Below are 26,698 nucleotides of genomic sequence, written 5' to 3'. Positions count from 1 at the left end.
TTCAGTAGTGTCGACCGCCCACGGCCGGGGTGGGTGAGGCGTATGGGCCCGGCGCGGGGTGCGGAACGGGCTCTCATGGTCGACGACGACCCCGGACCATGGTCGACGACGGCCCTGGACCTGGGACCGCCGCGGACACACAGAGGCCCGCCCGGTGCGACGGGGGATGCACACCGGGCGGGCTCGAAGACCTTTTTACCGCATCGGCGGGGTGTTATGCATCAAAAACGTGTTCGCTTCCCCGTTTCACCATGCGACGGGCAGCGAGATCAGGCCACGCGCGCGGATCGACGGCCGCCATCGGAGCTCCTCCCTCGGGACGTCCAGCCGCAGCCCCGGAAAACGCCGAACCAGCGCGGCCAGCGCGATTTCCAGCTCCATCCGGGCCAGGGGCGCGCCGAGGCAGTAGTGGATGCCATGGCCGAGCGCAAGGTGACCGGACTGGCCAAGATGTGGATTGAAGTCGTCCGGATCCTTGAACTGGGCCGGGTCACGGTGTGCCGAGGCCATCGAGAGCAGCACGGTCTCCCCGGCGGGGATGGTCACACCGCCGATCTCGATCTCCTCGAGCGGGAAGCGGCGGATTCCCAGGGACGCCGGGCCCTCGTACCGCGCCAGTTCGTCGAAGGCGGCCGCGAGACCACCCGGATCCGCGCGCAGCTCCTGGAGGACCGTGGGGTGGTCGAGCAGGGTGAGCACCGAGTTGGCGATGAGGTGGACGGTGTTCTCGTAGCCCGCGAGGAGGATGAGGAAGGCGAGCGAGGTCAGTTCGTCCTCGGTGAGCCTGCCGTCGCCGTCCCCGGGCTCGTCGTCGCGGACCCGGATCAGATCCGAGAGCAGATCGTCCCCGGGCTCCGCGCGCTTCTTCTCGATCAGCCCGGTGTAGAAGCGGAGCATGCTGCCGACCGCTTCCTTCGCCGCCTGCGGCCGCGCCGGATCGGGGGTGATCAGGGCGTCGCTCCAGGCCCGGAAGTCGCGCTGGTCGCGCTGCGGGACGCCGAGCAGATCGCAGATGACGATGATGGGCAGCTGTCCGGCGTAGGCGGCCAGCAGGTCCGCGCGGCCCTCGGACTCGATGGCGTCGAGCAGCTCGTCGGCGATCCGCCGGACCGGTTCGCGCATCCGCTCCACACGGCCGGGGGTGAACGCCTTGACCACCAGTCGGCGCACCCGGGTGTGGTCCGGCGGGTCCATGTTGAGCAGATTGGCGTCGAGGGCGGGCGGCAGGGAGAAGCCGCGGTAGTTGCCCGGGGCGGCGTGGCGCTTGTCCAGGGCCAGGCGCGGATCGGCGAGCAGCCGCCGCACATCCTCGTAACGGGTCACCAGCCAGGCGGGTCGTCCGTCGGTGCCGGCGATCCGATGGACCGGGCCCGCCTCGCGGAGCGTGGCCAGGGCCGGGTAGAGGTCCTCCATCATCGGGGCGGTGTCAACGAGCTCCGGGCCGTCCGTTCCGGCGGCATGCGCGGTGTTCTGCATGGCTCCCGACTCTAGGCGGTGGCGTCCTCCGGGCCTGAACGGGTGGGGCGTTTCAGCCCGTCCGGGCGATGCGCACAGGTGCGTGTGGTGGTGGCCGGGAGGCGGCGCCGGGGCTGAATCCCCCCGGCGCCGCCTGTGCCACGGGCGGCCCCGACCCCCGTCCAGGGCCACCTCGTCTGTGATCCCCCCGTTCACCGCCGCTGGGCGGCGGTCTCCTCCCTCAGTTCCGCGAGCACCTCGTCCACGAGCGGCAGGTGATAGACGTCGGCGACGCGGGCCAGATGCTCGTGCTCCTCCACCAGTTCGGCCCCTGTCGTCATCACCACGCTGTCCGCCGCGGACTCCGGCACATGTCCCGCTGCTTGATTCAGCAAACCGCGTCTGAGCGCCGCTGCTTCCACTACGGCAGCAAGTTGCCAATCGTCGAGTCGCGCCGCGCCGGCCTTGACATGCGCGATCTCCAGGACGGTGGCGTCCACATGGCGCCGTACGCCGCGCTGTACGTCGCGGATCTCCGCCATCTGTCGGTTGGCCCGCCACTCGAGGTCCGCGAACGGCCACCAGCCGGTCCAGCGGGAGTGGCCCATGGACACCTCGGGTGCCTGTGCGGTGACCTCCCGCCACAGCGGCCGCAGCCGCCGGAAGCGGCGCCATGCCGAGGCCCGCGGCCCGACGGCGGGGATGGCGAAGCCGGCCAGCACCAGGAGCGCCGCGACCGAGGCGGTCAGCGGGGCGACCCCGTTGGAGAGCCAGTACAGCTCACGGCCCGCCCAGGAGAAGACGAAACCGATCAGCTTGCAGGCGCAGTACGCCAGTCCCAGCCAGCATCCGGCGGCCAGCACCCGCAGCCCCCGGGCCAGCCATGAGCCGCTTAGGCTGGCGGCATAGCGCGGGCAGAGGATGCCGAGCCCCGCCAGACCGGCTCCGAAGATGGCCAGATACAGCACCAGGAAGAGGACCACTCCGGGGGCGTCGGCATAGGCGGTGCTGAAGTCGCGGGGGTGCTCGACCGCGTCCGGGCGGCCGACCGCGAAGCCGACGATGGCCACGGTCCATGCCACGGCCACGGCGGCGACCACCACGAGGGGCCGCACCGCCGACCCCGTCCAGCGCAGCAGCAGCACCAGGGCGCCGGTGGCGAACACCACGACGGAGGAGTAGAGGAGGACCATGGCGAGATTGGCGACACCCACCAGGCCGTCGAACCAGCGGTAGACGCTGGGCGCGGAGAGCAGGAACACATTCGCCACGGCCGCGGTCATCACACAGGCCAGGCCGAGATCGGCGTTGGCGCGGTCGCGGAACCAGGCCCGGGCCTTGTATCCGGCCATCGTCCAGGCGGCGGCGCCGAAGCAGAGATACACGAGGTCAAACACCGGTGTCACCGCCCGGTTCACCGCGTACGCCACCGTCGGCGCCGCCGGTGCGGTCGGCCCCGTGGGGGTGGTCGGCACTGCCGGTTCGGTCGGCACTGTCGGTGCGGTCGGCATTGACGGCGCGGTCGGTGCGCACGTGGCGCAGCGCCGGGCCGAGCGCCGCGGCGAGTTCGGCCGCCCGGCCCTGGAGCGGCAGCCCGTGGTCCGGTGAGGTCGGCACCACATGCTCCATCAGCAGCGTGCCCAGCACCTCGGTCTCGCGCTCGGTGAGGTTGTCGTAGCAGTGGTGGCGGGCGAAGTCCGGGGTCATCCCCAGCCGGCGCATCGCGGTGGTCACATCGACGGACGGCGTCCACATCCGCAGTGCTTCCTCGGTGACGGCCGGGTCCTGCTCGTGTCCGAGCAGGAGGTGGCCGATTTCATGCAGCACGATATGGATCTGGTGCCAGGGGGACGTCCGGAGCTCGTAGAAGATCCAGTAGTCCTCGTCGGTGGAGGCGGTCATGCCCGAGACCACACCGCCCAGGCTCATCGGCACCAGGTGGACGGGGCGTCCGACGCGGCGGGCGACGATGGCGCACAGACCGGGCAGGTCGGTCGAGGCGGGCAGCCCGAGCTCCTTGATGAGCTGCTTGCACTGCCGCCGTATCCGGCCCACTCGCATGCCTGTACCACCCTCGTATCCGGTCCGCCGCCAGGAGGAGAACAGTTCCGGGTCATCGACGGCCATTCGTCGCCTCGCCGTCCGGACCACCCGAACCGTCCGCTCCGGCGGCTCCGTCCGGACCGGGAGGTTCGGGCGGAAGGTTCATCTGCTGCCGGAACTGGGAGATGATCGTGGTGAGACTGTCCTGGACCTCCGGCGGGAGGCCCACGGAGCGCAGCGCGATGCTGCGGACCCGCTTGTCGCGCATCGCGACGAGGAACCGCACCTCCTCCTCGACCCGCTCGGCCTGCGAAGGCGACAGGTCGCCCAGCAGATAACCGACGGGCACGGCGAAGAACTTGGCGAGCGCCCGCAGCACATCCGGGCTGGGATTGGTGCGCTTGCCGTTGCGCAGCATCGACAGATACTGCTCGGTCACGCTCACCCCGCCGTACTCCTCGCCACCGCTGATCTCCTCGGCGACGTAGGCGTTGGTGTACGGCGCGCCCGGCGGGTGCATGGTGGTGAACAGGTAGTTGAGCCGGTCCGCCAGCGGGCTGTCGGCGGCGTCCGGTGACCTGTCGGCACCCGCTGCCATCTGCGCCCCCTCACGGCTGCTCCCGGGCTCGAACACCCTCACGGTTGGTTAAGGCGGACGATGCCGCGCGACGCATCCTGCCATGTCCATCGCACAGCACACCAGTCCGGTGGCAAATCGTGGGGGCGGCCGACTTAACTACCAGTTGGTAGCTGGGCCAAGAGGGTGATCGATCAGGCGAGGGAGGAGGTCGGCCGACGGCCGCGATGTCCGCTTGCTGCCAGCGGCCGCGGCCGAGGTGCCGGTGTCCTCTCTCGCTCTCAGCGCATGCGCCGGGCCATCAGTCCACGCTCTGGAGAATGTGCGGCTCGGCGAGGTCGTCCTCGTAACCGGCGAGTCGGATCGGCGCGGAACGCGCCCATACTTCCAGACTGCCCACCTCCACGGCCTGCACGAACCGCCCGCTGTTATCGGCGCGCGCGTCGTCGCTCTGTGTTTGTTCGGGGGTCACCGCACACTCCCTCGTGTCGGCTGAACCGGATCTGTCGTCAGATTAACCAGCGTCTGAACGGTCCGCGCGTCGATTCTCAGGGACTGGACAACGAGCCGTCGCCGGAACCCCCTTCCGCGCCCAGTGGCCGCGCGGAGCCGTCCATGGTGAGCTGGTACGTACGGGACCCACCGAACTCGTCTCATCTGCTGGACAGCGCGGCATCCCAGGCGACATGGCCGTCCGGGCGCACCAGCACCGTGCTCCGGCCCGCCCAGCCGTCATGGGCGGTGGTGGGGCGCGCGGTCACGGCCCGTATCCGGTCCGGACTCCCGGCGATCGCCTCGGCGGCGGCGCGGGCGTCGGCGGCACCCGGGCTGTCGGCGGCACCCGGGCCTTCGGCCGCCCCATGCCCCGCGTCGCCGCCCGGGCCGAGGTGGAGCAGTACGAAACGCCCGTCGGCCAGCAGCGGATACAGGCTGGGCTCGGGCGCCCCGTCCAGCCCGAGGTCGGGGGCGCGGCTGCCGGCCAGCGAGTGGCCGCCCCCGGCCTCTCCCGACACACCCGTCTCCCCGGCCCCTCCCGACTCCCCCGTCTCCCCGGCCTCGCCCGACTTCCCCACCGCCGGGTGGTAGACCACGTCCAGCGCGGAGAGCTCCCCGGCCTCGCCCGACTTCCCCACCGCCGGGTGGTAGACCACGTCCAGCGCGGAGAGCTCCCCGGCGAACTGCCGGTTCACCGCCGGGTGGGCGGCCAGGAGCCGGCCGAACACCGAGCGCAGGGCGCGTCCGTCGGCGGTGTACGTGGCGCCGAGCGCGGTCTGGGCCTGGGTGTTCTCCAGCAGCGCGGCCCCCACGGGGTGGCGCTCGGCGTGGTAGGTGTCCAGCAGTTCCTCGGGGGCGCGGCCCTGGCACACCGCGGCCACCTTCCACCCCAGGTTGAAGGCGTCCTGGAGCCCCACGTTCAGGCCCTGGCCCCCCATGGGCATATGCATATGCGCCGCGTCCCCGGCGAGCAGGATGCGGCCGTCGCGGTAGCGGGCGGCCTGCCGGGAGGCGTTGCCGAACCGGGAGAGCCAGCGGGGCGCCCGCATCCCGAAGTCCGTGCCCGCGACCTGGCGCACATATCCGCGCAGCTCGTCGAAGGTGAGCGGCTGATCGGCGGGGATGGTGAGGGACTCCCCGGTGGAGCCCGCGATGCGGTGGTGTCCGTCGGCCAGCGGGACGACCAGGAAGCCCCCGTGCTCATTGTCGACCGAGGGGACCGAGGGCGGCGCGTCGAGCACCACATCGCCGAGGAAGCCGGTCGCGGTGGCCAGGGTGCCGGGGAAGTCGATACCGGCGGAGCTCCGTACGGTGCTTCCGGCCCCGTCGCAGCCCACCACCCATGCCGCGCGCAGGGTGTACGTCCCCTCGGGGCCCGCCACGTCCACCTCGGCGCCGTCCGCGTCCTGGCGCACCTCCAGCGCCCGGTGCTCCCAGCGGATCTCCCCGCCCAGCTCCCGCAGCCGCTCCTCCAGCAGCCGCTCGGTGCGCAGTTGCGGCAGGACCAGCGTGTACGGGAAGCGGGTGTCCAGCACGGAGAAGTCCAGCCGGACCGGCAGCCCGCCGTAGTGCCCGGTGGGCAGCGGAACGCCCTCGCGGACGAACGGCCCGGCGAGACCGCGCATCGCCAGCACCTCCAGGGTGCGCGGATGCAGGGTCAGCGCCTTGGAGTGCGGGCTGCGGGCGGCGGCGCGCTCGATCACGGTGACGCCCACACCCACCAGCCGCAGTTCGGCGGCGAGCAGCAGCCCCACGGGTCCGGCCCCCACCACGACGACGTCGTTCACCACACCATCTCCCTGGTCTCTCGATCTTGTCTCTCGGTCCGCTCCTTGATCCCTCTCTTGATCCAGGATCAATAAGCCGTCCCCAGTACACTTGATCCCGGATCAAGACGCAAGCGAAGGAGATCGGCGGCATGGGCCTGGACCGCACGGCCGTGGTGACGGCGGCGCTGGAACTGCTCGACGAGGCGGGGCTGGACAAGCTCACGATGCGCAAGGTGGCCGAGCGGCTGGGCGTGCAGCTCAACACCGTCTACTGGCACGCCTCCAGCAAGCCCCGACTGCTGGAGCTGATGGCCGACACGATGCTCGAGGGATGCACCGACGCACCGCTCCCGGACCCCTGGGACGACCGGGCGTGCACCCTGGCCCACCGCTATCGCGCCGCGCTGCTCTCCCGCCGCGACGGCGCACGGGTCGTGGCCGGGACGTATGTCGCCGAGGAGCACACCCTGCGCTTGGCGGACACCCTGACCGGCGCGTTCCTCAGCGGCGGCCACAGCCCCGCCGAGGCCGGCTGGCGGACCTGGTCGCTGGTCTACTTCACGCTCGGCCTGGCCCAGGAGGAACAGGCCGCCCAGGGCGTCGGCGGCATGGAGCCGCTGCTGCGGGCGGCCACCGCCGAGCGCTTCCCCGCCCTCGCCGCGGTCGTCGAGCACTTCGGCGACTTCGAGCACCGCTTCCAGCACGGCGTCGGGCTGATCGTCAGGGGGCGGGAAGCGAGCGCGTAACCGGCTCACTCAGAGCCGGGAGGTCCGAGGTCTTACCGCGCCTGCCGCCGCGCAGGCGCCATTTTCCCCATGACTGCTCGCCGTCCATCCGATGTTTATGACGCACAAGGGGTTCCGGTTCCGTCACGCGGGCTGCATCATGCCCGCGGGGGTTCAGATCGTGGAACCTCAGGCATGTACGTGACCGCCCGCTGCTGCCCCCGCAGAAGATCGCCCGCACCCGGTTCACATCCCCTGGAGCGTCATGTCATCCGCACCCACCCGAAGGACAGTCGTCGGCACCGCCGTGGCCGCCGGTGCCGCCGCCGGACTCGCCGGCCCGGCCACCGCGTACGCCGCCGAGCCGCAGGCCCCCGCCGCGGCCGTGGCCGCCCACCCCGCGGGAGACCCCTGGGCCACGGTCCTCGCCGACGCCGACATGGTGTGGCAGAAGATGCCGCAGACCTGGTACGAGGGCCCGTTCCTCGGAAACGCCCTGCTCGGCTCGGGCATCTACGCCGAGCCGGGCGACGCGAACGCGGTGCGCTTCAATGTGCAGCACAGCGAGGTCCAGGACCACCGGCCGGAGTTCGGCTCCCTCTTCGGGCTCGCCCGGCTGCCCATCGGGTACTTCACCCTGGAGCCGGTCGGGGCCATCACCGCCATCGACTGGCGGCTGCGGCTGCGCGACGCCGAGCTGACCGGGACCATCACCACCGACAAGGGCACCCTCCGCCTGCGCGCCCTCGTCCACAACTCCCGTTCCCTGCTGGCCATCGAGGTGACCCCGAGCGCCGGAGAGGCCGCGTTCCGCTGGGTGTTCCACCCAGCCGAGGCCGTCAGCCCGCGGGTCGCCTTCAAACCGGTCCCCGACGGCTACACCGGCAACCCCCCGGCCGTCGTCGAGGACCACCACGGCATCCAGGCCGCCGTTCAGCCGCTGCTCGCCGGCGGACAGCATGTGACGGCCTGGCGGGAGCGGACCCACGCGGGGCGGCGGACGCTGTACGTCACCGTGGCCCACTCCCACCCCCGGCGCACCGCGCGCGACCGTGCGCTCAAGGACATCCGGTTGGCCTCGGCGCTCTCCTACGGCGTCCTCGCGCCCAGCCATCGCGCCTGGTGGCACGCGTACTACCGGAAGAGCTTCCTCTCCCTCCCCGACGCCCGGCTGCAGCGCTTCTACTGGATCCAGCTGTACAAGGTGGCCGCGGCCGCCCGCGCCGACGCCCCCGTGATGGCCACCTCGGGCCCCTGGCTGGAGTCCACCCCGTGGCCCGCGACCTGGTGGAACCTCAATGTGCAGCTCGAGTACTGGCTGATCCACGGCTCCAATCACCTCGAACTCGACGCGGTGACCCGGGCGCTCGGCGAATTCCGCGACAACCTCTCCAACCAGCTCGACACCCCGTACCGCAAGGACTCGGCGGGCATCCCCCGCACCACCGACATCCACCTGGTCAACGGCGGCGACGCGGCGAACGGCGGCTACGCGGTCGGCATTCCCGGCCAGGACCCGCCCACCCCCGAGGTCGGCAACCTCACCTGGGCGCTGCACAACGTCTGGCTGACCTACCGCCACACCATGGACGAGTCGGTGCTGCGCGAGGTGGTCTATCCGCTGCTGCGCAAGGCCATCGCCTACTACCTCCACTTCCTCACCCCCAGCAGCGACGGCAAGCTGCATCTGCCCGCCACCTTCTCGCCCGAGTACGGCGTCAACGCGCCCGACTGCAACTACGACCTGATGCTGCTGCGCTGGGGCTGCGCCACCCTGCTGGACTCGGCCCGGCAGCTCGGCGTCAAGGATCCCGCCGCGCCGCGCTGGCGGGAGGTGCTGGCCAAGCTCACGCCGTACCCCGTCGACGAGAACGGCTTCATGATCGGCGCGGGTGTTCCGTTCGCCAAGTCCCACCGCCACTACTCCCATATGCTCGCCGTCTATCCGCTCTACGAGGTCACCTGGGAGGACCCCGCCAAGCGCGAGCTGATCGAGACCTCCCTCAACCACTGGGTCGGCTTCGAGGGCGCGCTCCAGGGCTACACCTTCACCGGCGCCGCCTCGATGTCCGCGCAGATGGGGCGTGGTGAGGACGCGCTCAAGTACCTGGGCGAGCTGATGAGCCGCTTCATCCAGGCGAACACCATGTACAAGGAGTCGGGCCCGGTCATCGAGACTCCGCTGTCCGCCGCGCAGTCGCTGCACGACATGGTGTGCCAGAGCTGGGGCGGGGTGATCCGGATCTTCCCCGCGCTGCCCGCCGCCTGGCGTGAGCTGGTGGTCCACGACTTCCGCACCCAGGGCGCGTTCCTGCTGAGCGCCGCCCGCGAGGACGGCCGTACCCGCTGGGTGCGGCTGCGCAGCGAGGCGGGCGCGCCCTGTGTCGTACGGCACTCCCTCGACGGGCCGATCGAGGTGCGGGACGCGCGGGGGCGGCGGCTGCCGTACGAGACGGTGGGCGCGGGAACGATCCGGATCGCGCTCAGGAGGGGCCAGGAGGCGATCATCACCGCCCGCGGCGACCGCCCGGACCTGACGGTCCGCCCGGTCATGGCAGCCGAGCCGGCGCCGCGCTGGGGGCTCCCCGCGTCCTGATCCCAGGCAGGGATCTCCCGGCAGCGATCTCCCAGCCGGGCCCGGCCGCCCGGGTGCGGCGGCCCGGCCCGGATCGGCCCGGTCGGCCCGGTTCGGTCCGATGACGCGGTCCGGTTCGACGGCACGGTCCCGTCGACGGAACGGTCCGGCTCGGCCCGGTCGCCGACCAATGACGACTGCCGACCGCGGTTCCGGGATACCCATCACGCATGAGACGCATCAGTGACTTCGACCGCCGGCTGTTCGCACGGGTCGCGGACAGCCGGCTCCGCGGCACCCATCCGCTGCTGCCCCGGCTCAGCCGGGCCGCCGACCACGGCAGGCTGTGGTTCGGCACGGCCGGGGTGCTCGCCACGGTCGGCGGCCGCACCGCGCGACGGGCCGCACTGCGCGGGATCGGCTCGCTCGCCGCCGCCTCACTCGTGTCGAACGTCGTGGTCAAGTGGACAGTGGCACGCAAGCGTCCGGTCCCGGACGTGGTGCCCCTGGTCCGGCAACTGCGCCGGCAGCCATGGACCAGCTCCTTCCCCTCCGGACATTCGGCCTCCGCCGCCGCCTTCGCCACCGGGGTGGCCCTGGAGTCCTCGCGGTACGGCCTGATGGTCGCCCCGCTCGCCGCCGCCGTCGCCGCCTCCCGGGTGTACGTGGGCGTCCACTACCCCAGCGATGTGCTGGCCGGAATCGCCCTCGGCATCGGCGCCGCCGCGCTGACCTGCCGCTACTGGCCGCCGCGCCCCGAGGCCCCGGCGCAGGCCCGGCCGCGGATCTCGGCGCCCGCCCTGCCCAAGGGCGAGGGGCTGGTGGTCCTGGTCAACCAGCGGGCCGGGATGGCCACCCCCACCGGCGGTTTCACCGTCGCCGAGCAACTGCAGGTGCTGCTGCCCGCCGCGGAGATCCTGGAGTGCGGGCCCGACGACGACTTCATCGACCTGCTCCGGCAGGCCGCCCGGCGCGCCGCCGACCGGGCCGGGGCGCTGGGCATCTGCGGCGGGGACGGCAGCGTCAACGCCGCCGCCACGATCGCGGCCGAACGCGGGCTGCCGCTCGCCGTGTTCCCCGGCGGCACCCTCGACCACTTCGCGCTGGACCTCGGCGTACCTGCCTTCGAGGACACCGCCCACGCCGTGACCGAGGGCGACGCCGTGGCCGTGGACCTCGGCCGCGCCACCCCCCTCGCGGGAGGCGGCGCGACCAGCCACTTCGTCAACACCTTCAGCATCGGCTTCTACCCGGAGCTGGTGCGGATCCGGGAGAGCATGGAGGGCCGGCTCGGCAAGTGGCCCGCGGCCGCCGTCGCGCTCACCCGGGTGCTGCGCACCGCGAGCCCCATGGAGGTCGAGGTCAACGGGCGACCGCGGCGGCTGTGGATGCTGTTCGCCGGCAACGGCGTCTACTCCCCCGAGGGATTCGCGCCCACCTACCGTCAGCAACTCGACGACGGGCTGCTCGATGTGCGGGCGATCGACGGCGAGGAGCGGCTGGCCCGCACCCGGCTGCTGATCTCGGCGCTCACCGGCACACTCGGGCGGTCCCATGTCTACACGACACGGCGCATGCGCCAACTGCGGCTGTCGGGCCTCCACTCGGTGGACAGCCGGGCCTACGATGGAGAGGTGGCCGCCGACCCCGCGGAGGAGCTGCTGATCGACAAGTGGCCCGGGGCGCTCACCGTGTACCGCCCCGCCGAGCCGCAGAACGAGCTGCTCCAAAGGGCCCGTACGGCCGCCGCGAAGGCCCCCCATTGGTGGAGGTCTCTACTACGCAAGTAGTACTCGGAAATCTGTGCTCAAGGACGACGACGGGGGCGCCTCCCACCGTCAAGGATGAGGGCATGGACGACGACCGATCGGCCCAGGGGGCCGCGACGTGACCTCCCTTGCGCTGTCTGTGCTGCTGGCCCTGGTCTCGGCGGTCTGCTACGCCGCCGGAGCCATACTCCAGGAGCATGTCGCGGCCACGACGCCGCGCCTCGCCGCCGCTCCGCTGCGGCGCGGGAGTTGGTGGGCCGCGGTGACCCTCAACGGTACGGGCGCGGTCCTCCATGTGATCGCCCTGGCCTACGGCCCGCTGAGCGTGGTGCAACCCCTAGGGGCTCTGACGATCGTCTTCGCCCTGCCGATGGCGGCCATATTCGTCCGCCGCCGGGTCGGCGGATCCGGCTGGCGGGGCGCGCTGCTGGCGACCGCGGGACTCGCCGGGCTGCTCTCCCTGACCGGCACCTCGCGGGCCCAGTCGCTGGCCGAGCAGGAGGGCGTCTGGCTGATCGTGATCACGGTCGCCACCATCGCCGTGCTGGCCGGGGCGGCCCGCCTGATGCGGTCGCCCGTCATCCGCGGTGTGCTGCTGGCGGCGGCCGCGGGGACGGCCTTCGGTGTCTCGTCGGTGGTCACCAAGAACGTCGCCGTGGAGTGGACCTGGGACGCGTGGCAGGACGCCCTGCCCGGCCTGGTCACGATCGGGCTGCTGGCCTCGGGCGGGGTGCTGCTCTCCCAGGCGTCGTACCGGGGCGCCGGGCTGGCCTCGCCGCTGGCGACGGCGACGGTGGTCAACCCCGTGGTCGCCACCGCCGTCGGCATCGCCGCGCTCGGCGAGAACTTCCGGCACGGCACGCCGGGCACCCTGCTCGCCCTGGTCGCCGCCCTCGTCGCGAGCACCGGCCTGGTGATGCTGACGGTGCACAACGCCGAGGCGGAGGCCGAGACCGCGACCGAGACCGCGACCGCGACCGAAGCAGCCGCCGGGGAGGCCCCGGCCGCCCCCGGACACGACGGGCACGACGCCACCGGCGGGGGCGGCGGACCGGAGGTTCCGGAGGGGCCCGGCGGATCCGGCCCGCATGAGGTGCCCCCGCATGAGGTGCCGGACGCCCCCGGCGGGCCTGCCGAGCCCGGTACCCCGCTCCTGCTCCCCCAGCCGATCCCCCGCCAGCCCACCGGCGAGGACGACCCCGGCCCGCGCCTGCCCGAATGCGGCGAGGCCGTACTGCAGCACCACGCCTAGGCAGCACCACGCCAAGGCAGCACCACGCCAAGGCAGCACCACGCCTGGGCAGCGCCACGCCTGGGCGGCGACCTCGCCTACGCGGCGCCGGGCCGTCCCGCGCCGAGCAGCTCCACCAGCCCCGAGAGGCCCTCATGGCCATGGCCGTCGGCGACCCGGCGGGCCATGAGGTCGCCGATCGGGGCGATCAGTTCGGGGCTGATGCCCTGGTCCCGTGCGGAGCCGGTGAAGTTGACGAACGCGGCCGACTGCATGGCGAGGTTGGAGACCACCCCGGTGGCGTGGTCACCGGAGTCGATCTGCCGCGCGTAGCCGTCCACGGCCCCGGACATGGCGGTCAGCCAGCGCCCCAGCAGCGGGGCGGCATCGGCCGCCGCCACACCGTCCGACCGCACGAGGGCGTAGGCGTGCAGCACGCCCGAGAACATTCCGTACATCGCGCTGAGCAGGGCGAGGTCGTACAGCGGGGCGCGGCCGGGGTCCTCGCCGAGATGGTGGCTCTCGCCGAAGAGGTCCAGCACGGCGCGGTGGGCCGCGAAGGCGGCCGGTGAGCCGCTGTAGAGGAGGAAGGCGGCGGGCGTCCCGATCATCGGCGGGACGGCCATGATGCCGCCGTCGAGGTACTGAGCACCGTGTCCGGCCGCCCATGCGGCCAGGTCACGGGCCTGCCGAGGAGTGCCGTTGGTGAGGTTGACGACGGCCTTGCCGGACAGGGCCTCCCCGAGCGGGTCCAGCACCTGCCGTACGGAGTCGTAGTCCAGCAGGCAGACCACCGCCAGGGGACTCGCCGCGACAGCCTCACCGGCCGTGGCGGCGGTCAGCGCGCCCTCGGCGGTGAGTGCCTCGGCCTTGGCGGCCGTACGGTTCCACACCGTCGTCCGGTGCCCGGCCGTCACCAGGGCGCGGGCCAGCGCGGTGCCCATGTCGCCGAGGCCCAGCACCGTCACGGGGGTTTCGCTCATCTCGGTTGCTCCAGTTGTTTCGATACCGCTTGGTTCCTAGGGGTCCGGCGCGCCGCTCACAGCCTCGTTCCCCGGCGGTAATGTGGGCAAGTACCCACTAAAGAGTGCGTACTTACCTTGAGGTCAGTGGGGGCGGGGCCATGCGAAATCAGCCTTATGTCTGCGGTCTGGACGCGGCCGTGGATGTGATCGACGGCAAGTGGAAAGTGCTGATCATCTGGGCGCTCAATCACCAGCGGTGCCGTTTCGGGGAATTGCGGCGGCTGGTTCCGGGCGTGACCGAAAAAGTACTGACGCAGCAGCTCAGGGAGTTGGAGGCGGACGGAATCGTCCACCGGGAGATATACGACGTGGTGCCGCCGAAGGTGGAGTATTCGCTGACCGAGTTGGGCGACGAGCTGAATACGGCACTGGGCCCGCTGGGCGCGTGGGGCAAGCGCCGGATGGCGGTGCTGGAGGAGGAAACGGGGCAGGGCTGACTTACAGGGCTGCCGCACCGCCCGGCGCCGCGGCCCCGCCGGGGAATCGGCGTCAACCGGCGCTGTCACGCGTATTTTCCAACCGGGCCTCCGCGGGGTAGGGGTGTGGAGATCACCCCGCTCACTTGGAGGCCCCGTGACCGACAGCGCTCCCCGGAGCCAAACGCGCACACCCTGGCGAGCCGTGTTCGGCGGCTCGATCGGAAATCTCGTCGAGTGGTACGACTGGTTCGTCTACGCCAGTTTCGCCACCTACTTCGCCGGAGCCTTCTTCCCCAAGGGCAACGACACCGCACAGCTCCTCAACACCGCCGGGATCTTCGCGGTCGGCTTCTTCATGCGTCCCGTCGGCGGCTGGCTGCTGGGCCGGTTCGCCGACCGGCGCGGCCGTAAGGCGGCGCTCACCCTGACGGTGACGCTGATGTCGGCCAGCGCGCTGCTCATCGCCATCGCCCCGACCTATGACCAGGTCGGCTACTTCGGCGCGGCCGTGCTGCTGGTGGCGCGGCTGCTGCAGGGCCTGTCGGTGGGCGGGGAGTACGCGGCCAGCGCCACCTATCTCACCGAGGCGTCCCATCCCGGCGGTCGCGGCTTCGTCTCCAGCTTCCAGTACGTGTCGATGACGATGGGCCAGCTGATCGGTCTCGGCCTCCAGATCGTGCTGCAGCACACCATGTCCGATGACGCGCTGCACTCCTACGGCTGGCGCATTCCGTTCATCGTCGGCGCCGTGGGCGCGGCGGTGGTCTTCTGGCTGCGGCGCAATCTGCTGGAGACCGAGGTCTACACCGAGGAGGACGCCCACCAGGGCGAACGAGGGACGATGGCCGAGCTGCTGCGCCACCGCAAGGAGGCGGCGCTCGTCATCGCGCTGACCATGGGCGGTACGGTCGCGTACTACACGTACACCACCTATCTCACCAAGTACCTGTCGAACACGGCCGGTCTGAGCAAGTCGGACGCGTCGCTGGTCAGCTTCTGCGCCCTGTTCCTGTTCATGCTGTTGCAGCCGCTGGCCGGATCGCTCTCGGACCGGATCGGGCGCCGTCCGCTGCTGATCACCTTCGGCTTCGGCTCGATGCTCGGCACCGTCCCCATCATGACCGCGCTGTCGCACACCGACACCTTCACGGGGGCGCTGCTGCTCTCGCTCGCGGCTCTGGTCATCGTCACCGGCTACACCTCGATCAACGCCGTGGTGAAGGCCGAGCTGTTCCCCACCCATGTCCGGGCGCTCGGGGTGGCCCTGCCGTACGCGCTGGCGAACGCGCTGTTCGGCGGCACCGCCGAGTATGTGGCGCTGTGGTTCAAGAAGGGCGGTGCGGAGTCCGGGTACTACTGGTACGTCTCGGCGTGTGCGGCCGTCTCGCTCATCGTCTACCTCACCATGCGGGAGACCCGCGACGCCGCCCTCTCCCGGGACCGCGCGGACGGCCCGGCCGCCCCTGGGAAGCAGCGGACGACGGCGGTGTGACGGCGCCGAGGGGCCGGGCCCGGCGTCAGCGGCCGGCGGTCACGCCCAGCTGAGCCCAGACCACCCGTCCGCCGTTCACGCCCGGCCGGTCCCCCCATGCGTCGGCCAGGGCGCGGACCAGCGCGAGTCCGCGCCCGCACTCGTCCTCCAGACCGGCCTCCCTCGGCATGGGGACGGCCGGTCCGCCGCCCTGGTCGGCGACCTCGATATAGAGCATGCGCCGCTCATGGGCGCGCAGCACACAGAGGATCTGCTCGCTTCCGGTGTGCACCAGGGCGTTGGTGAACAGCTCGGACATCACCAGCTCGGCAGCATCGCAGAGATCCTCCTGGAAGCCCCACTCCAGCACCCGTGAGCACACCCGGTGCCGGGCGACGGCGACCGAGGCGCCTCTGGCAGGCAGCTGGAACCTCTCCTGACGGAGGGCGGAGTCAACGCTCGCGGAGTTCGGGTGGTGGGCCATCGTCGAGCGTTGACGCAATGCCACGGCCATGTGCCTTCCGTCCGTCTACCTGTGGGGGCGTGAATGCCGTACGTGAATGCCGCAAGTGCGCGACACAGCAGCCACGTTGGACTGGTCACACCCGTCACTATCGTTGCTGCGAGCACCAGTTGGCAAGGCGCGATCTGCAAAATGCAGAATAGCCAGCGCACTCTGTTGCCCTCACCTCGCGCGTGGCACACTGATCCTGACAAGACCGTCCCAGGAGGTACGACGTGGGTGAAGCGCGATCTGCCCCGACCGTCGGGCAGATGGTCCTCGGCATGAGGCTGCGGGACCTTCGCGAGAAAGCCGGCGTCAGCTACGACCAGGCTGCCAGGGCGCTGCACGTCAACCAGACCACGGTGCGCAGGATGGAGAAGGCCGAGGTCGGCCTGAAACTCCCCTACGTCGAGAAGCTGCTGCAGACCTATGGCGCCGAGCAGGAAGAGATCGACTCCTTCCTCGCGCTCGCCGAGGAGGCCAACAGACCGGGCTGGTGGCACCGGTTCCGCGATGTGCTGCCGGACTGGTTCAGTCTCTATGTGAGCCTCGAGGGCGTGGCGAGCCGTATCCGCGCCTACGAGCCGCATTTCATCCCCGGACTGCTGCAGACCGAGGAGTACGCCCGCACGCTGCTCTCCATCGGCTTCCCGCACGGCTCCGCCCAGGAGCTCGACCGCCGGGTGGCGCTGCGGATGGAGCGCCAGGAGCTGCTCAGCCGCCCGGACGGACCGCATCTGTGGGTGGTGATGGACGAGACGGTGCTTCGTCTGTCCATCGGGGGTCCCCAGGTGATGCGCGCCCAGATCGACCACCTGATCGAGGCGACACAGAAGCCCAACATCACCCTTCAGGTGGTGCCGTTCTCCGCCGGCCCTCACCCGGGCATGGGCGGACCCTTCCAGCTCTTCCGGTTCCAGATCCCGGAACTGCCGGACATCGTCTACGCCGAGGGCCTGACCGGCGCCGGCTATCTCGACCAACGTTCCGATGTGGTCGCCTATTTGGAGGCCCTGGACCGCATGGGCACCCAGGCCACACCGGCGCGGCGCACGGAGAGTTTTCTCCGTGGGATTCGCAAGGAGCTCTGACTGTGGATCAGGTACATGTGTACAACGGCATGCCGGCCAAACATCTGGGGACCGAAGGCTGGGCCAAGCCGTGGAGCGGTCCCAACGGCGGTGCGTGCGTGGAGGTCTTGAGGCTGCACGACGGGCGGGTCGCCCTGCGTCAGTCGACCGATCCGGACGGCCCTGCCCTGATCTACACCCACCATGAAATCGAGCGGTTCATCCAAGGTGCCAAGGCCGGCGCCGCGGACTTCCTGCTCAATCGTCCAGACCCCAACCTGACCTCCTCGGCGGGTACCGCACCGGAACGGAGGGCCGCGTGACCGACTACGGGCTCGCCCCTGACCAGATCGACACCACCAAGCCGCACCCGGCTCGGATGTACGACTTCTACCTCAACGGCAAGGACCACTACGAGGTCGACGCGGAGGCCGCCGGGCGGGTGCTGGAGGTCTATCCGACCGTCCGGCTCAACGCCACCATCAACCGGGCCTTCATCCACCGCGCCACCCGCTGGCTGGCCCGGGAGGCCGGGATCCGGCAGTTCCTCGACATAGGCACCGGCATACCCACCGAGCCCAATCTCCACCAGGTCGCCCAGGGCGTCGCCCCGGAGGCCCGGGTGGTCTACACCGATTACGACCCCATCGTGCTGGCCTACGCCCAGGCGCTGCTCATCGGCACCCCCGAGGGCCGTACGTCCTATGTGCAGGCGGATGTGCGCGATCCCCAGCGGATCATGAGCGCCCCCGAGCTGCATGAGACGCTGGACCTGGACCAGCCGGTGGCGATCTCCGTGAACGCGCTCTTCCACTTCATCTCGGAGGAGGACAAGCCGTACGAGATCGTCCGCGAGCTGATGGCGCCCCTGGCCCCGGGCAGCTATCTGATGCTGACCCACTCCACGCATGACTTCTCGGCGGAGACCTGGCGGAACGTCATCCAGGTCTACAAGGAGAGCGGCATCTCCTTCACCACCCGCTCCCAGAGCGAGGTCGGGGGCTTCTTCGACGGTCTGGAGCTGGTCGACCCGGGTGTGTCGGAGCCCCACCACTGGAACCCGGACCCCGGCGACCGCCCGGAGCACATCCGCAGCGCGGACATCAACATGTGGGCGGGAGTGGCCCGGAAGTCCTAGTGGCAGCCGGGAAGCCCCAGCGGCACGATCGTCGCGGCCGGGCTTCACGGCCCGGTGTCACGGCGCCTCGGTGCCGTCGCCGACCGTGAAGCCCAGTATCGCGCCCCCGCCCGGGCGCGGCCGGGCGAAGACGGTGCCGCCGTGTGCGAGGGCGACCTCGCGCACGATGGCCAGGCCCAGCCCCGAACCGGGCAGGCTGCGCGCGCCGGGCGCGCGGTAGAAGCGGTCGAAGACCCGCTCACGGTCCTCCTCGGCGATGCCGGGACCCCGGTCCAGGACCTCCACCCGGCGGCCGGTGATCACCACCTCGACGGGCTCGGTGCCGTCCTGGTCGAACTTGGCGGCGTTCTCCACCAGATTGGAGATCGCGCGCTGCAGGCCGGCCGGGCGGCCCGTCAGCCGGGTGTCGCCTTCGGCCCGTACGGTGATCTCCCGGCCGGTCCGGCGCCGGGCGAGGGTCGCGGCGGTGGTGGCCACGTCCGCCAGCGACACCTCGGTAGGGGGTTCGTCGTCCCGCTGCCCGGCCGCCAGCTCCACCAGCTCATTGACGAGGTCGGTCAGCTCCCGGGTCTCCCCCGCCAGATCGGCCAGCAGATCCTCGCGCGCGGGCCCCGGCAGCTCCTCGAAGCGGCGCAGCAGCGAGATATTGGTGCGCAGTGAGGTGAGCGGGGTGCGCAGCTCGTGCCCGGCGTCCTCGACCAGCCGCCGCTGGTCGTCCTTGGAGCGCGCGAGCCGGCCGAGCATGCCGTCGAAGGCCCGCCCGAGGCGGCCCACCTCGTCGTCCCCGGCGACCGGCACCGCCACCTGCATCCGGCCGGTCGCGGCCACACTCTCGGCGACCCGGGTCAGCCGCACCAGCCGCCGGGTGATCCGCCCGGCCAGCCACCAGCCGGCCAGTCCGGCGGCCAGGATGACGGCGACCACGAACAGCGCGGTGCGCTTCTGGAGTTCTCGCAGCAGATCCTCGGTGTCGCTGATCTGCTGGGCCACCTGGACCGCGCCGGTGCCGTCGCCCACGGCCACCGTGGCCATGCGGTACTGCTCTCCGCCGATGTCGATCTCGCGCCGTACGACGGTGCCCGGCGTGTGGGAGGCGGCGGTGATCCGGTCGTCGCCGGTCACCGGCAGCGGGGGCTTGCCCGCGTCATAGACCGTGCCGTTGCCGTTGATCACCTGGACGTCCATCCGGCTGATCCGGCGCAGATCGTCCCGCAGGCCGTAGGGGACGGGCACGGTGGGCTCGGTGGGGTACTGCCGCAGGATCACCTTCTCGCCGCGGACCTCGCCGCGCAGATCGCGGATCACATCGTCGAACGCCGTCTGCTGGTCGACCCGCACCAGCCCGGCCGCCGCGTCATAGCTGAGGCCGCCGACCAGGAGGGTGACCACGGAGGCCGCCGCCGCGAACGAGAGCGCGAAGGTGGTCCGCAGACTGGGCCGCCCCCGGCGGAGCGGTGGAAACCGCACCATTACTCCTCCCGCAGGGTGTATCCGACTCCGCGCACCGTATGGATCAGCGGGGTGCGCCCCTCCGGATCGACCTTGCGGCGCAGATAGCCGATGTAGACGGCGAGGTTCTTCGATCCGGGGCCGAAGTCGTAGCCCCAGATGCGGGCGTAGATGGTGGTGTGGTCCAGGACGATGCCCGCGTTGCGCGCCAGCAGCTCCAGCAGGTCGAACTCGGTGCGGGTCAGCTCCAGCTCCGTACCGCCGCGCCAGACCCGGCGCGCCGAGGAGTCCAGGTGCAGATCCGCGACCTCCAGCACGCCGTCGATGGCGGCGTCCTCCGGCGCGGGCGGTTCGGCGGGGGCGGCCCGGCGCAGCAGTGCGCGCAGCCGGGCGAAGACCTCCTCGACCTCGAAGGGCTTGGCCACATAGTCGTCCGCCCCGGCGTCCAGCCCCTCGATCCGGTCGGCGGTCTCGACCCGCGCGGTGAGCATCAGGATGGGGGTGCGGTCCCCCTCGGCGCGCAGCACCCGGCACACCTGGAGCCCGTCCACGCCCGGCATCATCACATCCAGGACGACCACGTCCGGGCGCTCGCGGTGGATGGCCGCCAGCGCCTCTATCCCGTCGGGCACGGCGGTGACGCGGTACCCCTCCAGGGTCAGGGCGCGGTCCAGCGCCTGGCGGATGGCACGGTCGTCCTCGGCGAGCAGCACGGTGTTGGTCACACCCCGAGTCTGCCAAGGCCACCGGGGTGCCCGCCGCGGGCGGGGGGCCTGAGCGGGGCTTCTTACCCCGCTCTCACCTTCTTCACGCGACGGGCTTACCGGGCCCGGACAAGGTGTCCGTTACGTTCCGGGGGGAACTCGCCCCGGGGATGCAACCGGCCGGAGAAAATACCGCATGAAGATCGCATTCCTGCTGCACAACGCCTACGGGATCGGCGGAACGATCCGGACGACGATGAATCTCGCGACGGCGCTCGCCGACCGCCACGAGGTGGAGATCGTCTCGATGATGCGGCATCGCGAGACGCCGCGTTTCGCCCTCGACCCCCGGGTGCGGCTGGTCCCCCTGGTGGACTCGCGTCCGGAGAGCGCGGACGCGAAGGACCCGCTGTTCTTCGAGGCCAGCCGGGACTTTCCGGCCGCCGAGAAGCGGCACCACCAGTACAACCGCCTGATCGACACGCGGGCCGCGGAGTATCTGCGCGACTGCCCCGCCGATGTGATCATCGGCACTCGGCCGGGGGTGAACGTCTACATATCCCGCTTCGCCCCCCGTCGTGCGCTGCGCATCGCCCAGGAGCATCTGCGGTACGAAGCGCACAGCAAGAAGCTGCGGCGGGAGCTGGCCTCGCACTACCGGCTGCTGGACGCCATCGTCACCACGACGGAGGCGGACGCCGCGATCTACCGCAAGAAGATGCCGTTGCCGGGGGTACGGACCCTGGCGATACCCAACAGCGTCCCCGAACCGGCCGTCGCCCCCTCCGAGGGCACCACGCCGGTGATCGCGGCGGCCGGGCGGCTGGTCCGCGGCAAACGCTTCGACCTGCTGATCGACGCCTTCGCGGAGGTCACGGCGAAGTTCCCGGCCTGGCGGCTGCGGATCTACGGCGGGGGCGCGGAGAAGGAGCGGCTCGCGGAGCGCATCGAGCGGCTGGGCCTGTCCGGGAGCGCGGAGCTGATGGGGTCCTACTCCCCCATCGAGGAGGAGTTCGCGAAGGCGTCGCTGGTCGCGGTGGCCTCGGACGCCGAGTCGTTCGGGATGACGATCGTGGAGGCCATGCGCTGCGGGGTGCCGGTGGTGAGCACCGACTGCCCGCTCGGCCCCGCCGAGATCATCGAGGACGGGGTCACCGGACGGCTCGTCCCCACCGGGGACGCGCAGGCGCTGGCGAGCGCCCTGATGGACCTGATGGCCGACGCCCCGGCCCGGCGGGCGATGGCCGCGGCCGCCTTGGAGAGCTCCCGGGCCTATGACCCCGCGCCGCTCGCCCTGCGCTACGACCAGCTCTTCGAGGAGCTGCGCGCGAGCCGGTTCGCCCGCTTCTGGGAGCGCGGCCGGGCCGCCGCCCGCGCCCGCCTGCGGCGCCTGGCCCGCCGCTTCGGCATCTCCCCCGCCCGCCGGACGCCGGCGGCGGGCGGAAAGGCGAGCGCCTGACGCCACGGCGGAAAGCGCCGGGCGAGGCGTAACCGCTACGGCCGGGGTTCGCGGAGCCGCCCCGCGAGGCGCCCTGGCTCGCCGTGGTGGCGGTGGCCCCTGCCGTGGTCCAGCCTGGCCGCGCCCGCCGACGGCGTCACCCTGCCGCGCGCCCCCGATGCGGGGGCGCGTGCCAGGCGTCACGGGCCCGCGACGATCCGCCGGACAGGGCCTGGGCGGCGCCCCGGCGTTACCAGGACGTCGGGGCGTAGTCCTTCAGGAAGCAGCCGAAGAGGTCCTCGCCGCTCTCGCCCCGGACGATCGGGTCGTAGACCCGGGCCGCGCCGTCCACGAGGTCGAGGGGGGCGTGGAAGCCCTCGGCCGCCAGCCGCATCTTTTCCGGGTGCGGGCGCTCGTCGGTGATCCATCCGGTGTCGACGCTCGTCATCAGGATGGCGTCGGCCTCGAACATCTCCCGTGCGCTGGTGCGGGTCAGCATGTTCAGCGCGGCCTTGGCCATGTTGGTGTGCGGATGGCCCGCGCCCTTGTAGCCCCGGCCGAACTTGCCCTCCATCGCGGAGACGTTGACCACGTACTTGCGCCGGGCGGGCGAGGCGGCCATCGCCGGGCGCAGCCGGCTCACCAGGATGAACGGCGCCGTCTCATTGCAGAGCTGGACCTCGAGCATCTCGACCGGGTCCACCTCGTTGACCCGCTGCACCCAGGTGTTGGTCGGGTCCAGGTCCGGGACCAGCCCGCCCGCGTCGATCGCGGTCCCGGCCTCGATCCGGGCCGGTGAGGCGGAGCCGCTGGTGAGGGCGAGGGCGGTGAGGTCCTGCGGGGTGAGGGCGCCGTCCTGTGGCGTGCGGGGCGCCGGAAGGGCCGCCTGGGCGCCGCTGCCGAAGGCGCCGAGGACCAAGGACTCGGGGAGCTCCCCGGCGGGGAGCGGAGCCGACTCGCCCGCTATCAGCTCCGCGTACGCCTGGGGCGTGCGGCGGACGGTCTGGGCGGCGTTGTTGATCAGGATGTCCAGCGGGCCCGTGGCGCCGACCTCGTCGGCCAGCGCGATGACCTGGGCGGGGTCGCGCAGATCGATGCCGACGACCTTGAGCCGGTGCAGCCACTCCCCGCTGTCCGGCATGGCCTTGAAGCGGCGGATGGCGTCGCCCGGGAAGCGGGTGGTGACGGTGGTGTGCGCGCCGTCGCGCAGCAGCCGCAGCGCGATGTACATGCCGATCTTCGCCCGGCCGCCGGTGAGCAGCGCACGGCGCCCGGTGAGATCGGTGCGGGCGTCGCGGCGGCCCCGGTTCTCGGCGGCGCAGTCGCGGCACAGCTGGTGGTAGAAGGCGTCGACCTCGACGAACCGGGTCTTGCAGACATAGCAGGAGCGGGGGCGCGCCAGGATGCCCGCGATCTCGGTGGAGACGGAGCTGCTGAGCGCGCGGCCCAGCGTCTCGTCGTCGATGCGGTCGGCGGCGCCGGTGGCGGTGGCCTCGGTCACGGCCTTGTCATTCGCGGTCTTCGCGGCCCGCCGCTCCTGGCGCCTGCGCTGCTTCACGCTGCGGTAGATGCCGGAGGTGGCCCGGCGGACCATGATCGCGTCGGGGTGGTCGACCGGCAGCCGGTCGAGTTCCTCGAGGACGCTCAGACAGGTCGCCAGCCGCTCCGGGTCGATGCCCGGCTCCACGGCCGCCGCCTGTTCGGCCCGGCCTTCGTCTATCACCGTCATCGCCGCTGCCGCTTTCTGGTTCGCCTGTTCCCCTGGACAACGGCGAAACTTTACGGAAGCGGAGGCGGATGCGCCAAACCGCGCCCGTCCTCACCCTCCTCCGGGCATGCGGTACGCATAGCCGCCGGTCCGCGCCGGGGCCTGTGCTCCGGCCGGGTGCCCGGCGTCCGTCAGCGCGCGGATCACGCCGTGGTCCGGGGAGAGAGCGCAGGCCGGGTCGGTACGGGCGGCGTCGCCGGTCAGGGCGTACGCCTGGCAGCGGCAGCCGCCGAAGTCCGCGGTGCGACGGGAGCAGGTGCGGCACGGCTCGCGCATCCACTCCTCGCCCCGGTAGCGGTTGAAGGCGGTGGAGTGGTCCCAGATCCACTCCAGGGTGTGGTCGCGCACATTGGGCGGGTCCAGGTCCGGCAGGCTCGCGGCGGCGGGGCAGGGCAGCGCGGTGCCGTCGGGCGCGACGGTCAGCGAGACCGCGCCCCAGCCGCCCATGCAGGGCTTGGCGACGCCGTCGAAGTAGTCGGGCACGACCCACACCAGGTCGACGGTGCCGCCCAGCCGCTGCCGCCGGCGCTCGACCGTCTCCCGCGCCCGGGCGAGCTGGTCGCGGGTGGGCAGCAGGGCGTCGCGGTTGCGCAGCGCCCAGCCGTAGAACTGGGTGTTGGCCAGCTCGATCCGGTCGGCGCCCCAGTCCAGGCCGCGCTGGACGATGGCGTCGAGCGCGTCGAGGTTGTCGCGGTGCAGGACGACATTGATCCCGAGCGGCAGACCGGCCTCGCGCACCAGGGCGGCGGCCCGCTCCTTGGCGGCGAACGAGCGGTACCCGGCGATCCGGTCGGAGGCGGCCGGGTCGGCGTGCTGCAGGGAGAGCTGGACACTGCGCAGCCCGGCGGCGATCAGGGCGGCCAGCCGGGGCTCGTCCAGGCCCACACCGCTGGTGACGAGCTGGGTGTAGATCCCGGCGGACTCGGCGGCGGTGACGATCTCGGCCAGATCGCGGCGCAACAGCGGTTCCCCGCCGGAGAGATGGGTGTGCACCACGCCGAACTCCCCGGCCTGGCACATCACTCGCGTCCACTCGGCGGTGGACAGCTCACGCGAGCGGCGGACCAGCTCCAGCGGGTTGGAGCAGTAGGGGCAGTGCAGCGGGCAGCCGTGGGTGAGCTCGGCGAGCAGGGCCCAGGGGCGGGGCGCGGCGGTCATCGGACCCAGCCCTCCGTACGCATCCGGCCGAGGAAGGCGGGCACGTCCTCGGCCACGGGCGCGCCGGGGAAGCGGCTCGTGAGCTCCACCACGATGGCGTCGAGGTCGCGGGCGCCGTCGCACAGCCGCAGGATCCGGGCGGCACTGCCCCGCAGCACCACCACCCGCTCGGGCAGCACCAGCAGATCGGCGTCACGCACCCGGTCATGGCGCAGGCTCACGGCGGGGGCCAGCGCGGGCCGCCATCCGTCCGGGGCGGGCGGAACGGTCGGAGTCTCCGGGGCGGGCGGGGTGTCGGCGGCGGTCATGCTCCCTCCCCGGGGCCGTCCTTGGTGTCGGCGTGCTCGACCGCGTCCAGCAGCGACCACAGCACATCGCATTTGAAGGCGAGCGCCGCCACCGCGCGGTCCTCGTCCTCGGGGGTCCGCGCCCAGGTCAGGACCAGGTCGAGCGCCTCGGTGCTGTCCCGGCGTCCCTGGTCGACCCGGTTGCGGAAGTAGGCCAGGCCCTCGCGCTCGATCCAGGGGTAGTACCGCTCGAAGGCGTCGATACGGGTGAGCATGATGCCGGGCGCGGACAGCTCGGTGAGCGAGGCGGCGACGGCTTCCAGCGGGCCGCGCAACCGGCAGAAGTTGACATAGCCGTCGACCGCGAGCCGCACCCCGGGCACCACCTCGGCGCCGGACAGCAGCCGGTCCCGGTCCAGGCCGGCGGCCTCGCCTAGCCGCAGCCATCGCTCGATGCCGCCCTCACCGTCGGCGGCGCCGTCGTGGTCCTGGATACGCCGCAGCCACATCCGGCGCAGCCGTGCGGTGTCGAGTTTGGCGGTGATCAGCGCGTCCTTGACGGGGATGTGGCGCTGGTAGTGGAAGCGGTTGAGGATCCAGCGGCGCAGTTCGGCGGAGGTGAGCTCGCCCGCGTGCATCCGTACGTTGAAGGGGTGGCGGTCGTGGTAGCGCTCCTGCGCGACCGCGCGCAGCCGCTCCTCAAGACGTGTCCGTGGGGTGCTCACAGGTCGATCACCATCCCGTCGGCGGCCACCTCGACGCCCAGCTCGCGCAGCACCGTGTGCTGGGGCGCGGCCGGGTCGTTGAGGGGGTTGGTGTTGTTGAGGTGGGTGTACAGGGTGCGCGCTTGGAGTGCGGCGAGCCGCCGCGCCGTGCCGTCCGGTCCGTCGATCGGCAGATGCCCCATGGCGGTGGCGGTACGCGAGCCGAAGCCGCTGGTGAGGGGCTCGTCGTCGGACCAGAACGTGCCGTCGACGATGACGTGGTCGGCGCTCTCGGCGGCGCGCTGGAAGGCGTCGGACCAGGCGGCGAGCGCGGGGGCGTAGAGGAGGGTGCGGCCGGTGGTGCGGTCGGTCAGCCGCAGGGCGACCACCCAGGCGTCGCCGTCCGGGGCGTCGAGTCCGGCCGCGTAGCGGGGGCGTTTGGCGGAGACGGGGACGGCGCCGACGACGAGGCGGGAGTCCTCGGCGAGCGGCCGGTCCTCGGGACCGAGGGGACGCCAGTCCAGCCGGGCGTACGGGGTGAGGACCTCGCCCAGATGGAGTCCGGTCAGCAGGGTGTGCCGGACCGGGGCAGTGGCCACGATCTCGATGCCGTCCGCCTCGCGCAGCCGGGCGATGCCGAGGGTGTGGTCGAGTTCGGCGTCGGTGAGGATCACCCCGGCCAGCGGGGTCCGGCGCGGTTCGGGTCCGGGGTGCAACTCGGGGCAGTCTTCGACCTGTTCGCCGAGGTCGGGGGTGGCGTTGACCAGATACCAGCGGCCTTCGGCGGACTGGACGGCGAGCGAGGCATGGCGGCGGCGCCACCCCGGGTGGGCGCGTGCCCCGGAGCATCCGGGGCACGCGCAGTTCCACTGGGGTACGCCGCCACCCGCCGCGGTGCCGAGCACGCGCACGCGCATGGCGGG

Annotated in this window: 25 protein-coding genes; 10 read left to right on the top strand and 15 right to left on the bottom strand. The window is 71.9% G+C overall.

What is annotated here, in order from left to right; translation table 11 throughout:
• Positions 1-246: 246 nt before the first annotated feature.
• The 6 genes from CGL27_RS42460 to CGL27_RS42440 form a co-directional block, all read right to left on the bottom strand.
• Complete coding sequence (locus tag CGL27_RS42460; protein ID WP_119992841.1) at positions 247-1,476, bottom strand: cytochrome P450; 1,230 nt, start codon at positions 1,474-1,476, stop codon at positions 247-249.
• Positions 1,477-1,667: 191 nt separating this feature from the next.
• Positions 1,668-2,852 carry an MAB_1171c family putative transporter gene (locus tag CGL27_RS42455; RefSeq protein ID WP_119994821.1) on the bottom strand — a complete coding sequence of 395 codons (1,185 nt, stop codon included), beginning with the start codon at positions 2,850-2,852 and terminating at the stop codon, positions 1,668-1,670.
• On the bottom strand, positions 2,845-3,582 hold the full coding sequence (locus tag CGL27_RS42450; RefSeq protein ID WP_119992839.1) for a hypothetical protein: 738 nt from the start codon (positions 3,580-3,582) through the stop codon (positions 2,845-2,847). The genes CGL27_RS42455 and CGL27_RS42450 overlap by 8 nt, the downstream gene beginning before the upstream one ends.
• The gene (locus tag CGL27_RS42445; RefSeq protein ID WP_078639089.1) at positions 3,569-4,096 is read right to left on the bottom strand and encodes a helix-turn-helix transcriptional regulator; all 528 of its coding nucleotides are present in this window, start codon (positions 4,094-4,096) and stop codon (positions 3,569-3,571) included. Before CGL27_RS42445 ends, CGL27_RS42450 begins: the two co-directional genes overlap by 14 nt.
• A 280-nt stretch (positions 4,097-4,376) precedes the next feature.
• Entirely contained in the window at positions 4,377-4,547 is a 171-nt protein-coding gene (locus CGL27_RS50495) for a hypothetical protein (protein ID WP_162953194.1), read from the bottom strand.
• Between the two features lie 181 nt (positions 4,548-4,728).
• Positions 4,729-6,357, bottom strand: coding sequence for an FAD-dependent monooxygenase (locus CGL27_RS42440; RefSeq protein WP_119994820.1), 1,629 nt, complete (start codon positions 6,355-6,357; stop codon positions 4,729-4,731).
• 131 nt (positions 6,358-6,488) lie between these two features.
• On the opposite strand from CGL27_RS42440, the gene CGL27_RS42435 reads away from it, so the two are divergent.
• From CGL27_RS42435 to CGL27_RS42420, 4 genes are all read left to right on the top strand, one after another.
• Positions 6,489-7,085 carry a TetR/AcrR family transcriptional regulator C-terminal domain-containing protein gene (locus CGL27_RS42435; RefSeq protein WP_119992837.1) on the top strand — a complete coding sequence of 199 codons (597 nt, stop codon included), beginning with the start codon at positions 6,489-6,491 and terminating at the stop codon, positions 7,083-7,085.
• 244 nt (positions 7,086-7,329) lie between these two features.
• The gene (locus CGL27_RS42430; protein ID WP_119992835.1) at positions 7,330-9,660 is read left to right on the top strand and encodes a glycoside hydrolase family 95-like protein; all 2,331 of its coding nucleotides are present in this window, start codon (positions 7,330-7,332) and stop codon (positions 9,658-9,660) included.
• A 209-nt stretch (positions 9,661-9,869) separates the two neighbouring features.
• The gene (locus CGL27_RS42425; protein ID WP_119992833.1) at positions 9,870-11,429 is read left to right on the top strand and encodes a phosphatase PAP2 family protein; all 1,560 of its coding nucleotides are present in this window, start codon (positions 9,870-9,872) and stop codon (positions 11,427-11,429) included.
• 97 nt (positions 11,430-11,526) lie between these two features.
• Positions 11,527-12,660, top strand: a complete 1,134-nt coding sequence (locus CGL27_RS42420) for a DMT family transporter (RefSeq protein ID WP_119992831.1) — start codon at positions 11,527-11,529, stop codon at positions 12,658-12,660.
• A 77-nt stretch (positions 12,661-12,737) separates the two neighbouring features.
• Here CGL27_RS42420 and CGL27_RS42415 read toward each other — a convergent pair whose 3' ends face one another.
• Positions 12,738-13,622: an NAD(P)-binding domain-containing protein gene (locus CGL27_RS42415; RefSeq protein ID WP_119992829.1), complete on the bottom strand. Its 885-nt coding sequence runs from the start codon at positions 13,620-13,622 to the stop codon at positions 12,738-12,740.
• A 140-nt stretch (positions 13,623-13,762) separates the two neighbouring features.
• Between CGL27_RS42415 and CGL27_RS42410 the strand changes: the two genes are divergently transcribed.
• Positions 13,763-14,101, top strand: coding sequence for a helix-turn-helix domain-containing protein (locus tag CGL27_RS42410; RefSeq protein WP_078639095.1), 339 nt, complete (start codon positions 13,763-13,765; stop codon positions 14,099-14,101).
• Between the two features lie 184 nt (positions 14,102-14,285).
• Positions 14,286-15,575 carry an MFS transporter gene (locus tag CGL27_RS42405; protein WP_237298495.1) on the top strand — a complete coding sequence of 430 codons (1,290 nt, stop codon included), beginning with the start codon at positions 14,286-14,288 and terminating at the stop codon, positions 15,573-15,575.
• Positions 15,576-15,600: 25 nt separating this feature from the next.
• Here the strand turns inward: CGL27_RS42405 and CGL27_RS42400 are convergent, their stop codons facing one another.
• The gene (locus CGL27_RS42400; RefSeq protein WP_078639097.1) at positions 15,601-16,068 is read right to left on the bottom strand and encodes an ATP-binding protein; all 468 of its coding nucleotides are present in this window, start codon (positions 16,066-16,068) and stop codon (positions 15,601-15,603) included.
• 224 nt (positions 16,069-16,292) lie between these two features.
• Between CGL27_RS42400 and CGL27_RS42395 the strand changes: the two genes are divergently transcribed.
• The 3 genes from CGL27_RS42395 to CGL27_RS42385 are packed head-to-tail and all read left to right on the top strand — an operon-like array spanning position 16,293 to position 18,267.
• A complete protein-coding gene (locus tag CGL27_RS42395; RefSeq protein WP_078639098.1) occupies positions 16,293-17,150 on the top strand; it encodes a helix-turn-helix transcriptional regulator in 858 nt (285 codons plus the stop codon).
• Between the two features lie 2 nt (positions 17,151-17,152).
• The gene (locus CGL27_RS42390; RefSeq protein ID WP_078639099.1) at positions 17,153-17,452 is read left to right on the top strand and encodes a DUF397 domain-containing protein; all 300 of its coding nucleotides are present in this window, start codon (positions 17,153-17,155) and stop codon (positions 17,450-17,452) included.
• Positions 17,449-18,267, top strand: a complete 819-nt coding sequence (locus CGL27_RS42385; RefSeq protein WP_119992827.1) for an SAM-dependent methyltransferase — start codon at positions 17,449-17,451, stop codon at positions 18,265-18,267. The genes CGL27_RS42390 and CGL27_RS42385 overlap by 4 nt, the downstream gene beginning before the upstream one ends.
• A gap of 57 nt (positions 18,268-18,324) precedes the next feature.
• Here CGL27_RS42385 and CGL27_RS42380 read toward each other — a convergent pair whose 3' ends face one another.
• Positions 18,325-19,737 (bottom strand): HAMP domain-containing sensor histidine kinase, encoded by a 1,413-nt coding sequence (locus CGL27_RS42380; RefSeq protein ID WP_119992824.1) that lies wholly within the window; start codon positions 19,735-19,737, stop codon positions 18,325-18,327.
• Entirely contained in the window at positions 19,737-20,441 is a 705-nt protein-coding gene (locus CGL27_RS42375; RefSeq protein ID WP_119992821.1) for a response regulator transcription factor, read from the bottom strand. The genes CGL27_RS42380 and CGL27_RS42375 overlap by 1 nt, the downstream gene beginning before the upstream one ends.
• Before the next feature lie 175 nt (positions 20,442-20,616).
• Between CGL27_RS42375 and CGL27_RS42370 the strand changes: the two genes are divergently transcribed.
• On the top strand, positions 20,617-21,879 hold the full coding sequence (locus CGL27_RS42370; protein ID WP_119992819.1) for a glycosyltransferase family 4 protein: 1,263 nt from the start codon (positions 20,617-20,619) through the stop codon (positions 21,877-21,879).
• A gap of 229 nt (positions 21,880-22,108) precedes the next feature.
• Here CGL27_RS42370 and CGL27_RS42365 read toward each other — a convergent pair whose 3' ends face one another.
• The 5 genes from CGL27_RS42365 to pqqB form a co-directional block, all read right to left on the bottom strand.
• Positions 22,109-23,587 (bottom strand): SDR family oxidoreductase, encoded by a 1,479-nt coding sequence (locus CGL27_RS42365; protein ID WP_119992818.1) that lies wholly within the window; start codon positions 23,585-23,587, stop codon positions 22,109-22,111.
• A 90-nt stretch (positions 23,588-23,677) separates the two neighbouring features.
• On the bottom strand, positions 23,678-24,784 hold the full coding sequence (gene pqqE / locus CGL27_RS42360) for a pyrroloquinoline quinone biosynthesis protein PqqE (protein WP_119992817.1): 1,107 nt from the start codon (positions 24,782-24,784) through the stop codon (positions 23,678-23,680).
• Positions 24,781-25,092, bottom strand: a complete 312-nt coding sequence (gene pqqD / locus CGL27_RS42355) for a pyrroloquinoline quinone biosynthesis peptide chaperone PqqD (protein WP_119992816.1) — start codon at positions 25,090-25,092, stop codon at positions 24,781-24,783. Before pqqD ends, pqqE begins: the two co-directional genes overlap by 4 nt.
• On the bottom strand, positions 25,089-25,796 hold the full coding sequence (pqqC, locus tag CGL27_RS42350; RefSeq protein WP_119992815.1) for a pyrroloquinoline-quinone synthase PqqC: 708 nt from the start codon (positions 25,794-25,796) through the stop codon (positions 25,089-25,091). Before pqqC ends, pqqD begins: the two co-directional genes overlap by 4 nt.
• On the bottom strand, positions 25,793-26,692 hold the full coding sequence (gene pqqB / locus CGL27_RS42345; RefSeq protein ID WP_119992814.1) for a pyrroloquinoline quinone biosynthesis protein PqqB: 900 nt from the start codon (positions 26,690-26,692) through the stop codon (positions 25,793-25,795). Before pqqB ends, pqqC begins: the two co-directional genes overlap by 4 nt.
• Positions 26,693-26,698: the final 6 nt, after the last annotated feature.

Source organism: Streptomyces sp. 11-1-2, assembly GCF_003595545.1.
GTDB classification, from domain to species: Bacteria; Actinomycetota; Actinomycetes; order Streptomycetales; family Streptomycetaceae; genus Streptomyces; species Streptomyces hygroscopicus_B.
Note: the sequence above shows the minus strand (reverse complement) of the source record. Positions and strands in the feature narration are given on the sequence as shown.